Origin of the sequence: Pseudomonas sp. MWU16-30323, assembly GCF_020515595.1 — a bacterium.
Taxonomy (GTDB): Bacteria; Pseudomonadota; Gammaproteobacteria; order Pseudomonadales; family Pseudomonadaceae; genus Aquipseudomonas; species Aquipseudomonas yamanorum.
This window is the reverse complement of record NZ_JAIWYM010000005.1, coordinates 205,076-218,175: the sequence shown is the minus strand read 5'-3', so window position 1 is coordinate 218,175 and position 13,100 is coordinate 205,076. Positions and strand designations below refer to the sequence as shown.

Annotated in this window: 13 protein-coding genes and 1 pseudogene; 11 read left to right on the top strand and 3 right to left on the bottom strand. The window is 62.0% G+C overall.

From position 1 onward, the window contains the following. Positions 1–84 precede the first annotated feature (84 nt). The 10 genes from LIY45_RS08895 to LIY45_RS08850 all read left to right on the top strand — a co-directional run bounded on the left by LIY45_RS08895 (position 85) and on the right by LIY45_RS08850 (position 9,607). Complete coding sequence (locus LIY45_RS08895; RefSeq protein WP_226476033.1) at positions 85–762, top strand: thermostable hemolysin; 678 nt, start codon at positions 85–87, stop codon at positions 760–762. After that, positions 752–2,230, top strand: a complete 1,479-nt coding sequence (locus LIY45_RS08890; protein ID WP_226476032.1) for an AMP-binding protein — start codon at positions 752–754, stop codon at positions 2,228–2,230. The genes LIY45_RS08895 and LIY45_RS08890 overlap by 11 nt, the downstream gene beginning before the upstream one ends. Then, a complete protein-coding gene (locus LIY45_RS08885; RefSeq protein ID WP_017479761.1) occupies positions 2,227–2,901 on the top strand; it encodes an iron-containing redox enzyme family protein in 675 nt (224 codons plus the stop codon). Before LIY45_RS08890 ends, LIY45_RS08885 begins: the two co-directional genes overlap by 4 nt. Continuing rightward, positions 2,888–3,697, top strand: a complete 810-nt coding sequence (locus tag LIY45_RS08880; RefSeq protein WP_017479760.1) for an SDR family oxidoreductase — start codon at positions 2,888–2,890, stop codon at positions 3,695–3,697. The genes LIY45_RS08885 and LIY45_RS08880 overlap by 14 nt, the downstream gene beginning before the upstream one ends. Then, positions 3,694–4,338, top strand: coding sequence for a tetratricopeptide repeat protein (locus LIY45_RS08875; RefSeq protein WP_226476031.1), 645 nt, complete (start codon positions 3,694–3,696; stop codon positions 4,336–4,338). The genes LIY45_RS08880 and LIY45_RS08875 overlap by 4 nt, the downstream gene beginning before the upstream one ends. Before the next feature lie 11 nt (positions 4,339–4,349). Continuing rightward, the gene (locus tag LIY45_RS08870; RefSeq protein WP_017479758.1) at positions 4,350–5,012 is read left to right on the top strand and encodes a response regulator; all 663 of its coding nucleotides are present in this window, start codon (positions 4,350–4,352) and stop codon (positions 5,010–5,012) included. After that, a complete protein-coding gene (locus LIY45_RS08865) occupies positions 5,009–6,382 on the top strand; it encodes an ATP-binding protein (protein ID WP_226476030.1) in 1,374 nt (457 codons plus the stop codon). Before LIY45_RS08870 ends, LIY45_RS08865 begins: the two co-directional genes overlap by 4 nt. A gap of 223 nt (positions 6,383–6,605) precedes the next feature. Further along, a complete protein-coding gene (locus LIY45_RS08860) occupies positions 6,606–7,961 on the top strand; it encodes a PAS domain-containing sensor histidine kinase (RefSeq protein WP_226476029.1) in 1,356 nt (451 codons plus the stop codon). After that, complete coding sequence (locus tag LIY45_RS08855) at positions 7,946–8,329, top strand: response regulator (protein ID WP_003209702.1); 384 nt, start codon at positions 7,946–7,948, stop codon at positions 8,327–8,329. Before LIY45_RS08860 ends, LIY45_RS08855 begins: the two co-directional genes overlap by 16 nt. A gap of 9 nt (positions 8,330–8,338) precedes the next feature. Then, positions 8,339–9,607, top strand: coding sequence for an EAL domain-containing response regulator (locus LIY45_RS08850; protein ID WP_226476028.1), 1,269 nt, complete (start codon positions 8,339–8,341; stop codon positions 9,605–9,607). A 270-nt stretch (positions 9,608–9,877) separates the two neighbouring features. Here the strand turns inward: LIY45_RS08850 and LIY45_RS08845 are convergent, their stop codons facing one another. After that, positions 9,878–10,873 carry a succinylglutamate desuccinylase/aspartoacylase family protein gene (locus LIY45_RS08845; protein ID WP_226476027.1) on the bottom strand — a complete coding sequence of 332 codons (996 nt, stop codon included), beginning with the start codon at positions 10,871–10,873 and terminating at the stop codon, positions 9,878–9,880. On the opposite strand from LIY45_RS08845, the pseudogene LIY45_RS08840 reads away from it, so the two are divergent. Then, a pseudogene (locus LIY45_RS08840) lies at positions 10,818–11,450 on the top strand (TetR family transcriptional regulator C-terminal domain-containing protein); the annotation flags it as partial. The gene LIY45_RS08845 and the pseudogene LIY45_RS08840 overlap by 56 nt on opposite strands. Here the strand turns inward: LIY45_RS08840 and LIY45_RS08835 are convergent. Both LIY45_RS08835 and LIY45_RS08830 read right to left on the bottom strand, forming a co-directional pair. Next, positions 11,406–12,404, bottom strand: coding sequence for a DMT family transporter (locus LIY45_RS08835; protein ID WP_226476026.1), 999 nt, complete (start codon positions 12,402–12,404; stop codon positions 11,406–11,408). The pseudogene LIY45_RS08840 and the gene LIY45_RS08835 sit on opposite strands and share 45 nt — an antisense overlap. After that, positions 12,401–13,099, bottom strand: a complete 699-nt coding sequence (locus LIY45_RS08830) for an ABC transporter permease subunit (RefSeq protein WP_063030284.1) — start codon at positions 13,097–13,099, stop codon at positions 12,401–12,403. The genes LIY45_RS08835 and LIY45_RS08830 overlap by 4 nt, the downstream gene beginning before the upstream one ends. Between the last annotated feature and the right edge of the window lies 1 nt (position 13,100).

Here is a 13,100-nt window from a genome sequence, read left to right as displayed (position 1 = left end):
AATCGATCATTTTCAGCACCTTCAGACTCCGTTAAGAATCGCCTCGGATACTCCTCCCAACTCAACGAGGGAGGCGAATTGCCAATGCCCGATATCGACTGGAACATTCCCTTGCCACTGAGGTTCGGCCAAGCCGACACCCCACACATGTCACTGGATCGTGCCTTGGTGCACGACGCGCAACGCCCTTCTTTCGAAGCCTTCATCCAGCAGCGTTTTCGAATTGCCCATGGCGCTGATATCCGGCATTTCATGCCGCAACTGTTTGGCGTCAGCAAGGCTGGCGGCGAGCTGTGCGCGGTGGCCGGCGTGCGGTTGGCCAGCGCCGAGGCGCTGTTTCTGGAGCGCTACCTGGATCACCCGATAGACCCGCTGATCAGCGCTGCCGCCGAGCAAACGGTGGACCGTGGCGCCATCGCTGAAGTCGGCAACCTGGCTGCCAGCGACACCGGCAGTGCGCGGCTGAGCATCATCGCTATTACCTACTTACTGGCCATGGGTGGCCTGGAGTGGGTGGCATTTACCGGCAATACCGGACTGGTCAACAGCTTTCACCGCCTGGGATTGAAGCCCGTCACCCTGTGTGCGGCCGACCCGCAGCGCCTTGGCGACGACCAGCATCACTGGGGCAGTTATTACGAAAGCCAGCCTTGGGTGCATGTCGGGAATATCCGCGCCGGGTTCATTCATTTACGCAACATGGGCCTGTTCACGCGCCTGGGGTTGCCAACGTCTATCGAGGAAGCCAGCCATGTCGCCTGAAACCCGGCGTTTCCAGGAAGCCCTGCGCAGCCATGCCGAGCGCCACGACGGCAGCATCGCCCTGTGGGGCGATCACCTGAAACTGGATTACCCCACCCTGTGTGCCGAGGTGGCGTATCGACAACAACGCCTGCGTGATGAGGGCGCCAAGGTAGTCGCCGTGGCGCTGGACAACGGGGTAGACGCGATGCTCTGGGACTTGGCGTTGCTGTTCGAGGGGTTGACCTGTGTCACCCTGCCGCCGTTTTTCAGCCCGGCCCAGCGCGCTCATTGCCTGGAGCAAAGCCAGGCCGAACGGGTGATCTGCGAGCCGCACCTGGCGCCTGAACTGCACGCCCTTGGCTATCGGAACAACGGCGAGTTCTGGCATCGCGCCTTCAGTGGTGCGAACTCAATGCCAGAAGGTACTGCCAAGCTCACCTTCACCTCGGGCACCACCGGAACGCCCAAGGGCGTATGCCTGAGCGCCGATAGCCTGCTGCGGGTGGCGCGGGAGCTGGAGCACGCCAGCCGACCGGCAGCCCCTCGCCATCATATGGCGCTGTTGCCGCTGGCGATTCTGTTGGAAAACCTGGGCTGCTACGCCGCGCTGTACGCAGGGGCAACCTTGAGCCTGCCGAGTCAGGGCAGCCTCGGTATGCAGGGCGCCAGTGGCGTAAATGCGCCGCAACTGTTGGGCAGCCTGGCGGCGCGTGCGCCACACAGCCTGATCCTGGTGCCGCAGTTGTTGCAGGTGTTGGTCAGTGCCGCCGAGCAACACGTGTTCAACCCTCGGCTCCTGCGCTTTGCGGCAGTGGGCGGTGCCCGGGTATCCGAAGCATTGCTGGCGCGCGCGCAGCAGGTCGGGATGCCGGTCTATGAGGGGTATGGACTGTCGGAATGCGCCTCGGTGGTTTGCCTGAACCGGCCTGGGGCCCATCGCCCCGGCAGTGTTGGCCGGCCATTGCCCCATGTGGAGATTCGCCTGGACGATGACGGCGAGGTACTGATCAAGGGCTCCACCTTGCTCGGTTATCTGGGCCACGACGAGGCGCTGGATGCGTGGTGGCCCAGCGGCGACCTTGGGGTCTTCGATGCTGACGGTTTTCTGTTCCTCAAGGGCCGCAAGAAGCACCAATTCGTCACCAGCTTTGGCCGCAACGTCAACCCGGAATGGGTCGAGGCGGAGATGACCCAGGGCGGTGAAATCGCCCAGGCCTTTGTCTATGGCGAGGCACTGCCGCATAACCATGCGCTGCTGTGGCCCCGTCGCCCGGACTGCACCGACCAACAACTGGCGACCGCCGTGGCCCAGGCCAACGCTGCCCTGCCCGATTACGCCCAGGTGCATTACTGGACGCGCCTGCCTCAACCCTTTACAGCCGCCAACGGATTGCTGACCGCCAATGGCAGGCCACGCCGTGACGCCATCGTCGCGCATTATCAATCCCGCCTGGAAACCCTGTTCCCTGAGGAAACACCGTCATGAATTTCTTCGACACCCTGCAAGAAGCCACCCAGAAGGAACGCCAGGAACTGTTCAGCCTGCCGATCATCCGAGACGCGCTGGAAGGCACTGTCAGCCTGGACAGTTACCGCGCGTTCCTGGCACAGGCCTATTACCACGTTCGCCACACAGTGCCCTTGATGATGGCATGTGGCGCACGCCTGCCTTCGCGCCTGGAATGGCTGCGCAAGGCCGTGTGCGAATACATCGAGGACGAATACGGCCATGAGCAGTGGGTGCTCAACGACATTGCTGCCTGCGGCGGCGACAAAGACGCCGTACGCGATGGACAGCCTTCGTTGCCCATCGAGCTCATGGTGGGTTTTCTCTATGACCTGATTGCCCGGGGCAATCCGGTGGGCCTGTTTGGCATGGTCAATGTGCTGGAAGGCACCAGCATCGCACTGGCCACCCATGCCGCCGGCAATATCCGTGAGCGCCTGGGGCTGCCCGAAACGGCGTTCAGCTACCTCAGTTCCCATGGTTCACTGGACATCGGCCATATGGAGACCTACCGCCGGTTGATGAATAGCCTTGAGGATGCTGATGACCAAGCGGCCGTGATTCACGCCTCAAAAGTGGTGTACACCCTGTACACCGCGATGTTCCGGGGTTTGCCACGCAGTGCGGAGAATACCCATGCGCCTGTCTGACGCGCGGGTGGTGTTGACGGGTGCCAGCGGCGGCATTGGCCTGGCGATTGCCACCGCGCTGTGTGCCGCCGGCGCCAGAGTGCTGGCCGTGGCCCGGCACCGCGAGCCGCTGGACGCGTTGATCGAGCGCTACCCGCAACACCTGTGCTGGGTAGGCGCCGACCTGACCTTCGTCAGCGACCGGCGCAAAGTCCTGGCGGCGGCCGAAGCCATCGGCGGCATCAACCTGCTGATCAATGCGGCCGGTATCAATCACTTCGCGATGCTCGAACAACTGGACGACAGTGAAATCAGCGCCATGCTGGCACTGAACATTGGTGCGCCCATCAGCCTGACGAAAATCCTGCTGCCGGTGCTCAAGCAAGCCGAGAGCGCCATGGTGGTGAATGTGGGTTCCACCTACGGCTCCATCGGTTATCCAGGGTATGCCAGCTATTGCGCCAGCAAGTTTGCCCTGCGGGGATTTTCCGAAGCCTTGCGCCGGGAGCTGGCTGACACCCGGGTGAGTGTCTTGTACGTAGCTCCCCGGGCCACCAGCACCCGCATGAACAGCCCGGCGGCGCAGGCTTTGAACGACGCGCTCAAGGCCAATGTCGACGACCCGCAAACCGTCGCATCGGCGGTGATCCAGGCCATCGCCACCGATCGGCGCGACCTTTACCTGGGTTGGCCAGAGCGCTTCTTCGTACGCCTCAACGGCCTGCTGCCGCACTTGGTAGACCGAGGGCTGCGCAAGCATTTGCCACTGATACGCCGCTTGAGCCACAAGCCTGACCACAAGGACCTTACGCCATGAAAAAAATCTTCGCGGTCTTGCTGCTGATGGGCCTGAGCCAGGGTTCCTGGGCCCTGGACAATGCCGACCAGCAACGTCTGAGCGACATCCAACTGCGCTGGGCGCACATTCAATACAACCTGCCCGCCGAACAACGCACCCATGCCTTTGAAGAGCTGGCCACCCAGGCCACGGGCTTTACCCAGGCGCGGCCTCGGGTCGCCGAAGCCTGGATCTGGTCCGGCATCGTGACCAGCAGTTGGGCCGGTGCCCAGGGCGGGCTGGGCGCGTTGAGCAAAGTCAAGGAGGCGAAAGCCGACTTCGAAAAGGCATTGGCGCTGGACCCTGGCGCCTTGCAAGGTTCGGCCTATACGAGCCTGGCTGCGCTATATGATCGCGTCCCCGGCTGGCCCATCGGCTTTGGTGATGCCGACAAAGCCGAGAAACTGCTCAAGCAGGCCTTGCAACTGAACCCGACCGGCATTGATAGTCTGTATTTCTGGGGCGACCATCTGTACCGGCAAAAACGCTACGCCGACGCCAAGGTCGCCTTGCAGCAAGCCTTGCAGGCCGCCCCCCGCCCTGGCCGCGAAACCGCCGATGCCGGGCGCCGCCAGGAGATCGAAAGCTTGTTGGTGGACGTCAACAAAAAACTGACCTGACAGGAGTCTCTGTGCGCTTATTACTGATCGAAGATGACGTGGCCCTGGGCGAAGGTATCCACCAGGCCCTGGCGCGCGAGGGGTACACCGTTGATTGGTTGCAGGACGGCAGCAGCGCCTTGCATGCGTTGCTCAGCGAAACCTTTGATGTCGTGGTGCTAGACCTGGGCCTGCCGCGCATGGACGGGTTGGAGGTGTTGCGCCGCTTGCGCGACAGCGGCTCCCAGGTGCCTGTGCTGATTCTCACGGCCCGAGATGCCACCGAAGACCGTATCGCCGGGCTGGATGCCGGTGCCGACGATTACTTGATCAAGCCCTTTGATCTGGCCGAGCTCAAGGCCCGTCTGCGCGCATTGCTGCGCCGCAGTGCAGGGCGCGCGCGGGCGCTGATCGAGCACGCGGGCATCGCCCTTGACCCGGGCACCCAACAAGTCAGCTATAACGGCGCACCGGTACTGCTGACGCCCAAGGAGTATCAGTTACTGCACGAACTGCTCTCCCCACCGGGGCGGGTCATGACCCGTGACCAACTGATGCAACTGCTTTATGGCTGGAACGAAGAAGCCGAGAGCAACACCCTGGAAGTGCACATTCATCACCTGCGCAAGAAGTTTTCCAGCGACTTGATCCGGACCATTCGCGGGATAGGCTACCTGGTCGAGGAACGGCGATGACCTCAATCCGGCGGCGCACCCTGACACTGATCATTGGCCTGCTGCTCGCTGGATTGTTGGTGATCAGCATTTTCAACCTGCACGACAGCAATCACGAAATCGCTGAGGTTTATGATGCTCAGCTGGCCCAGAATGCGCGGTTGCTGCAGGGTGTCATGAGCATGCCGCTGGCCAGCAGAGACCAGGCAGACCTGTATCGCGCCTTCAATAAGGCTTTGGGAGAAGCGGTGCCCAAGGTCAATGGCCACCCGTATGAAAGCAAGATTGCCTTTCAGGTCTGGAGCCCTCAAGGCGAGCTTCTGGTGTTCACCAGCAGTGCGCCCGCCTTCGCCAAGCCGCCTGCGCAACCGGGCTTCGGCAATGTCACCGACTTGGCCGGACGTGATTGGCGCGGCTTCGTGCTGAAAGACAAGGACAATGGCCTGCGGATCTGGGTCGGTGAGCGGGACGATGTGCGCTCCGACCTGGTCGACCGCATTGTGCGCCATACACTGTGGCCCAATATCCTGGGCAGCCTGATCCTGGCCGGCATGGTCTGGCTGGCCATCGGCTGGGGGCTCAAACCGCTGGTCAACATGGCCGCTACCTTGCGCGCCCGGCACTCCGGGTCATTGGAACCGATGCAACTGAGTCCCCTGCCCATGGAACTGGAGCCCATGCAGGCCGCACTCAATCGCATGCTGGCGCAGATCCAGGAAGTCCTGGGGCGTGAGCGACGTTTTATTGCCGACGCCGCCCATGAACTGCGTACACCGCTGGCGGTGCTGCGGGTGCATGCACAAAACCTGCTGGAAGCCGGCACAGAACATGAGCGCCGCGAGTCCCTCACGTTCTTGATCGAGGGCGTGGACCGCGCCAGCCGGCTGGTCAACCAACTGCTGACCATGGCTCGGCTGGAGCCAACCTCTGCATGGCCACCGGTTCAGCCGGTGGACCTGGCGACAACCGTGCGTGACGGCCTGATTCAACTGACCCCCTGGCTGCTCAGCAAAGGCCTTGAGCTGGCCTTCGAGATCGACGATGACGACTGCCGCGCCAACGTTGATGCGGCATCCATCCACATTGCCTTGAACAATCTGGTGACCAACGCGGCCAACTTTTCCCCGGAACATGGGGTGATCACGGTGGGCCTGAACAAAACGCCCGGCTATTTCCAACTGACGGTGGAGGATGAGGGGCCCGGTATTGACGAAGCCGAGCATGAGCGGCTGTTCGAGCGGTTTTACAGCCGAGGCAACGCCCATGGCGCTGGCCTGGGGCTGACGATCGTGCAAACCATCGCCCAGCGCCTGGGCGGCCAGGTTCACCTGGAAAATCGCGCCACGGGCGGGCTCAGGGCCACCCTGGAAATCCGCCGCGACCCGGATTAATTGAAGATCGCATACCTGCCTTTGAGAAAAATCACTCCATTTGAGTGATTTTTGTTGAGAGTGCATGCTTTTGACCTTGTTATAGCGGTGTAAACCGTTGCTAATCTGCTATCGTCCAAAGACATCATCTCCTCCTCATCGCGCCTGCGCGATCTTCTGTGAGCATGCTCTGCGGCGCTGCGTTTGCGCAGCGTCTGGCCTCAAGTTCACGGAACACTTCACGATGGACAACTCTTCAGCCGACAGCCCCATCGAGCCGCAATCCCGGGCCGAGAAAATCGTCGAATTCAAACGCCAGAAAGCCCTGCTCAAGACCGGCGCGCTGCAAGACGCGATCTTCAACAGCGCCTACTTCTCCAGCATCGCCACCGACGAAAAAGGCGTGATCCAGATCTTCAACGTCGGCGCTGAACGCATGCTCGGCTATGCCGCCGCCGATGTGCTGAACCGCGTCACACCGGCCGACATTTCCGACCCCGCCGAGCTGATCACCCGCGCCGCCGCCCTCAGCCTGGAACTGGACACACCGATCACGCCCGGCTTCGAAGCCCTGGTGTTCAAGGCCTCCCGGGGCATCGAGGACATCTACGAGCTGACCTATATCCGCAAGGACAACAGTCGCCTGTCGGCGATGGTCTCGGTCACCGCCCTGCGCAACCGCAACGACGCGATCATCGGCTATCTGCTGATCGGCACCGACAACACCGCACGCAAGCAGGAAGAGGCACAACGCAAAGGCTTTGAGCGTGCCCTCGAAGAGAAGAACCTGGAGCTGGAACACGCCAGCCACATGAAGTCCGAATTCCTCGCCACCATGTCCCACGAACTGCGCACGCCGCTGAATGCGGTGATCGGTTTTTCCGAAGCCCTCAAGGATGGCCTGGTGGGCGACATGACCGATATCCAGCGCGAATACATCGGCGACATCTTCACCAGCGGCCAGCACTTGCTGTCGCTGATCAACGACATCCTCGACCTGTCCAAGGTCGAGGCCGGGATGATGGACCTGGAACTGGAAGCCGTGGAGCTGGCGGGGTTGTTGGCCAACAGCCTGCTGATCGTGCGGGAAAAGGCCGCGCTGCAACGCATCCAGTTGAAACTTGAATGCCAGGACGACTTCGGCATCCTGGAACTCGACCTGCGCAAGACCAAGCAGATCATCTACAACCTGCTGGCCAATGCGGTGAAGTTCAGCGAGCACGGCGGCTCCGTGACCCTGTCGGTGCGCGAGGTGAGTCGTGCACAAGTCGGGCAGGTTTCCGGCGACTGGCCCACCTACGGTTTTGCCCTGCAACCCAGCGAGCAGCAACAGTTCCTGGAATTCAGCGTCAGCGACACCGGCATCGGTATCGCCCGGCACGACATGAGCAAGCTGTTCAAGGCTTTCAGCCAGATCGACAGCAGCCTGGCGCGCAAATTCGAAGGCACGGGCCTGGGCCTGGCGATGGTCAAGCAACTGACCGACCTGCACGGCGGCAGTGTCGCCGTGGCCAGCCGCGAAGGTGCCGGCGCGCGATTTGTGGTGTGGCTGCCGCTGCACCGCGCCGCGGAGGCGGAGGCCCCATGGCCGAAATCCTGATCGTCGAAGACAACGAGGCCAACATGCGCCTTGCCCGCTTGCTGCTGGTAAACGCCGGCCACAGCGTGTTGTGGGCGGCTGACGCCGAGACCGGGTTGACCCTGGCCCGGGAAAAACAACCGGCGCTGATCCTCATGGACATCCAGTTGCCCGGCATGGACGGCCTGGCGGCCACGTCACTGCTCAAGCAGGACCCTCACACCGCCCACATCCCGGTGATCGCCCTGACCGCCATGGCCATGAAGGAAGACCGCGACAAAACCCTGCGGGCCGGTTGCGATGCCTACATCATCAAGCCCCTGCGCTACAAAGAGCTGTACCAGGTAATCGATACGCTGCTGCAAAAGAACATTACACCTCCAACTTGAGTCCTCTCCATGGCCAGCCAACCCGCAACGCTCTTGATCGTCGATGATGAAATCCAGGTGCGCAAGCTGCTGGAAACCCTGCTGCGCCACGAGGGTTACCAGACCATGAGTGCCGCCAGTGGTGAAGAAGCCTTGCAGTTGGTGGCGCAAAGGCCGCCGGACTTGATCCTGCTGGACATCATGATGCCGGGCATGGACGGTTACGAAGTGGCCAACCAGCTCAAGGGCAACCAGGCCACGGCGAACATTCCGATCATCATGCTCTCGGCCCTGAGCGAGTCCAGCGCGCGACTCAGTGGCCTGGAAACCGGTGCTGAAGAATTCATCAGCAAGCCGGTGGAGCGGGTCGAGTTGTGGCTGCGGGTACGCAACCTGCTGCGGCTCAAGGCCCACGGCGATCAGTTGAAAAACCATAGCCTGTTGTTGGAGCAGCAACTGCAGCATCACCAGCATGCAACTGCCCGGTTGAATGTGCATGACCTGGCGCGCCAGGAGCTGGAAAAAGCCTTGCACCTGGCCGTCGAACGCGAAGAGTTCGTGCTGCATTACCAACCCAAGGTCGAACTGGACAGCGGTCAGGTGTGCGGGCTTGAAGCCTTGTTGCGTTGGGACCGGCCCGAGTACGGTGCGGTGTCTCCGGCGGTGTTTATCCCGATCCTCGAGAGCCTGGGGTTGATCGTGACACTCGGTCGTTGGGTGATCGATAACGTGTGCAGCCAGATGGCCACCTGGCAATCCACTGCGGTGGGCGCCGTCGAAGTGTCGGTCAATGTGTCGGGTCACCAATTGATCGAGGGTGACTTGATTGCCGATATCTCCCATTCCCTCACCAGGGCTGGGGTGGAGCCGCATTGGCTGGAGGTTGAGTTGACCGAAGGCTCGCTGATGGAAAACACCCAACACACCATCGCCAGCTTGCAACGCCTGCGGGCCATGGGGGTGAAGATCTCCATCGACGACTTCGGCACCGGCTATTCCAGCCTGGCTTACCTGCGGCGGTTCCCGATTGATACGCTGAAAATCGACATCGCGTTTATCCGCGAAGTCACCAGCAACCCCCAGGACGCGGCGATCACCCGCACCATCATCGAACTGGCCCACAGCCTCAAGCTGCGAGTGGTGGCCGAAGGTGTGGAAACCCAGGCACAGCTGGAGTTTCTGCGGGAGGCCGGCTGCGATCAGATCCAGGGGTACCTGTTCAGCCGGCCGCTGCCGATGATGGAACTGGAGCGCCTGTTGCTGGAAAAACGCGGCCTGGTGAGGCCGCAGCCCCACTGACTGCGAACAGCCCCACCCGCTTCTGCAACTTGTTGGCTCTGCTTTTCTGTGGGAGCGGGCTTGCTCGCGAAAAACCTGAGAGCGCCGCGTTCATCCAGAATGCCAGCGTCATCGTTAACGACCTTCGCGAGCAAGCCCGCTCCCACATTTGGACCATGCCCGCTTTAGGTTTTGGTCTTGCTCTTCAACACTCAGCCGGCCGGTAGGCCGCTGTGCTCTTGATCTGGCTTTTGATCTTAGGTTACCCAAATAACGGATATGTACTCCCGCCTAAGGATCCAACACCCCCCCGCTGTAACCGTCAGACAACCGCGTCCCGGTAAACTTGGCCACCACCGAACCCTGTGACACCAACCGCTCCCGATGCCTCGTCACCATCCGCCCGGTTTGCGCCGCATGCAGCACCACTTCAGAATCCGGATCCCCAGGCCGCCGGATAATCCGTGCAAACCGCTCACCCTCTTCCACCTGTTCGCCCAGACCTTTTTCAAACACCAACACCCCGGCACACGGCGCCAGAATGGTCTCCATACAGCCCATGTCCACCACCTGCCCGTGCCATTGCGCAATCACCGGCGCCTCATCGATCACCCCGCTGGCGCAGAGCCAAGCCCAGATCCCATCGCCATCCCGCCCGGCCAAGGCATCACTCACATCCGCCTGCCCACGCAATTCAATCGTCGCCGCCAACCGCGGCTTCCCCTGATCAATGATGGTCTCCTCAAACGACCCATCACCGCCCTCGTCCCAGACAATCACCACATCCACCTGCAACGCCGCCGCCAGTACCTGGCCCTCTGGCCAAAAGCTGCGATGGATATACAGATACGGCAGCGCCTCATCATCGGTGTGCAGGTCCAGCACCAACTCCGCATCAGCCGCCAGTTGCACCAGACTTTTCTGCCATTGCGCCAGGTTGCTCGCCGGCCGCTCCATCGCCAACGAATGATCAAACGCCCGATTAAAGTTCTGCCCGGTGGCCTCGTGAAACCGCCCCAACAACCGCCCCTGGCGAAACTGCCCAATGCCAAACGGATTGGCCTGGGGCACCACCGTCACCGAGCCCTTGAGCCGCCCCCGGTCCTGACACGCCTGCAAACGCGGCAGCAGTTGATGCAACACCAGCATCCCGGCGATTTCATCGGCATGCACCCCGGCTTGCAGGTGCACCCGAGGCCCGCTGCCGTCACCCTCGAAGCGCCAGGCGCCGATGTGCAGGGTGTTCCCGGAATCGCCGGGAACTTGCCACGAAAGGTCTTTTGCCATGCCGTTGCCCTCCTCTTGTTGGTTCTGCAGGTATATATTGAACACACGTTCAACCATACGGGATGTGCCTGTGACCGAAGACCGTCGCGACCTGCTGATTGCCGCCACCCTCACCAGCCTCGCCCGGGACGGGCATGCCGGCATTTCCGTGCGGCGCATCGCCGCTGAAGCCGGGGTTTCGGTGGGGTTGCTCAACCACCATTTCGGCAGCATCGACGCACTGATCGCCGAGACCTATCACAAGCTGGCCAGCGAATTGACCACCGCCCTCTGGCAGGAAGTCGACCAGGCCGTGGGCCCAGCAGCGCGGCTGGATGCATTCCTCGCCGGCTCGTTTTCCTCGCGGGTGATGGACCCGAAACTGTTGGGCGTCTGGGTGGTGTTCTGGAGCCTGATCCGCCACTCGGAACACGTGAATGACTCCCATGAAAAAAGCTACCGCGCCTACCTCGAACTGATCCGCCAGTTGCTCGACGACCTGGCCGAGAGCGAAGGCTTCGTGATCCACGACACACGCCTGGCCGCCATCGGTTTATCGGCGATGCTCGACGGACTCTGGCTTGAGTGGTGCCTCAACCCCGGCACCTTCAGCCCCGGCAACGGGCTGCACATCTGCCGCTGCTGGATACAAGGGTTGCGTCACGGAGCATTCGGCGCCGACCACGTCTTGTGACACGTGATGCCGGGCGCTGAGCATGGCCAGCGTGCCGCTGACGGCGATCAGCGCGGCGCCGAAGATCAGCGACACGTCCATCACCGTGCCCCACACCAGGCTCGACAGCAGGAACGCCCAGATCAACCCGGTATATTCAAACGGTGCCAACAGCGTCGCTGTGGCCCGGCGAAAACTCGCAAACAACAGGAACTGGCCAATCCCGCCCACCAGCCCGGCACCGAGCATGCCCAGCCATGCCGGGGTCGGCGACGGTGTGTGGGTCCAGGGCAGCGCCACCGCCATGCACATCACAAACACCACATTGGTGATCAGCATCTGCTCCAGCACCGAAGTGTTGTCGTCCACCTGCCGCAACTGGATATAGGTAAATGCCCAGCACAGCGCGGCGGCCAATGTCAGGGCGATTGGCAGCGGGTCGAGCATGCTGCTGGGCCGACAGGCAATCACCACGCCGACAAAGCCGATGATCAGCGAAACCCATTGGCCGCGACTGGCGCGCTCCTTGAGGATCAGCGCCGCCAGCAATGTGACCATGATCGGCGCAGAAAAATACAGGGTGGTCATTTCCGCCAGGGTCAGGTCCTTGGCGGCGGTGTAGTACAGCAGCCAGGCCAGCAGCGACAGCAGGCCGCGGATGATCAGCAACTTGCGGCTGACTGAGTTCCAGGCACGCTTGAGCAAACCCAGGCGCCCGGCGATCACGCACGCGGCGACCACCACCAGGCTGCGCCAGAACAGGATGGTGAACACTGAATAGTCGGCCACCAGCCATTTGATCCCGGCGTCCTGCAACGCCAGGAATGCATAGGCCAGCGAGCACAGGGCAATCCCTTGCAACGAGCGATCGGTTTTCATCCGGCAGACCTGCGCAACGGTGTACCGCGCCGCTCGGCAACGGCATACAGGGCTTCAATCAAAAAGGTCAGGCACAGGTAGACCCCGGCCACCAACAGCAGCGGCTGGTAGATCTGCAACGTCTGGGCGCGCACCACGTTGGCGGCGCCGAGCAGGTCGACCACGGCGATGGTTGAAGCCAGTGCGGTGGACTTGAGCAACATCACCGTCTCCCCCGCCAGGGTCGGCAGCAGCAGGCGCATGGCCCGTGGCAGGCGCACCCGCAACAGAGCCTGGCGCGGCGTCATGCCAAACGCCGAGGCGGCTTCCATTTCACCCTTGGGCACCGCCAGCAGGCCGCCGCGAATCACTTCGCCGACGTACGCGCCCACCGACAACACCAGGGCAAACACGATGTACCAGTAGCCGTCCCGCAGGAACGGCCAGAGGAAACTCCCGCGAATCATCGGGAACTGGGCAAACAGGCTGCCCAGGCCGTAGTAGAAAATGTAGATCTGGATCAGCAACGGCGTGCCCCGCAGCACGCTGGTGTACCCCAGCGCACAGCGGGCCAGCCACTTGCGCCGAGACAGCCGCGCCAGGGCGACCAGCACCGCCAACGCGAAGCCGAGCACTGCCGAAATCACCAGCAATGACAGGGTCGTCTGCAAACCTTTGGCGATCAGTCCTGCGTAATAACTTATCCACTCAGGCATG

Coding starts and splice junctions, on each gene's coding strand:
- LIY45_RS08875 (WP_226476031.1), top strand. CDS start 3,694: ATGAAAAAAATCTTCGCGGTCTTGCTGCTGATGGGCCTGAGCCAGGGT.
- LIY45_RS08865 (WP_226476030.1), top strand. CDS start 5,009: ATGACCTCAATCCGGCGGCGCACCCTGACACTGATCATTGGCCTGCTG.
- LIY45_RS08895 (WP_226476033.1), top strand. CDS start 85: ATGCCCGATATCGACTGGAACATTCCCTTGCCACTGAGGTTCGGCCAA.
- LIY45_RS08855 (WP_003209702.1), top strand. CDS start 7,946: ATGGCCGAAATCCTGATCGTCGAAGACAACGAGGCCAACATGCGCCTT.
- LIY45_RS08860 (WP_226476029.1), top strand. CDS start 6,606: ATGGACAACTCTTCAGCCGACAGCCCCATCGAGCCGCAATCCCGGGCC.
- LIY45_RS08885 (WP_017479761.1), top strand. CDS start 2,227: ATGAATTTCTTCGACACCCTGCAAGAAGCCACCCAGAAGGAACGCCAG.
- LIY45_RS08890 (WP_226476032.1), top strand. CDS start 752: ATGTCGCCTGAAACCCGGCGTTTCCAGGAAGCCCTGCGCAGCCATGCC.
- LIY45_RS08850 (WP_226476028.1), top strand. CDS start 8,339: ATGGCCAGCCAACCCGCAACGCTCTTGATCGTCGATGATGAAATCCAG.
- LIY45_RS08830 (WP_063030284.1), bottom strand. CDS start 13,099: ATGCCTGAGTGGATAAGTTATTACGCAGGACTGATCGCCAAAGGTTTG.
- LIY45_RS08845 (WP_226476027.1), bottom strand. CDS start 10,873: ATGGCAAAAGACCTTTCGTGGCAAGTTCCCGGCGATTCCGGGAACACC.
- LIY45_RS08835 (WP_226476026.1), bottom strand. CDS start 12,404: ATGAAAACCGATCGCTCGTTGCAAGGGATTGCCCTGTGCTCGCTGGCC.
- LIY45_RS08880 (WP_017479760.1), top strand. CDS start 2,888: ATGCGCCTGTCTGACGCGCGGGTGGTGTTGACGGGTGCCAGCGGCGGC.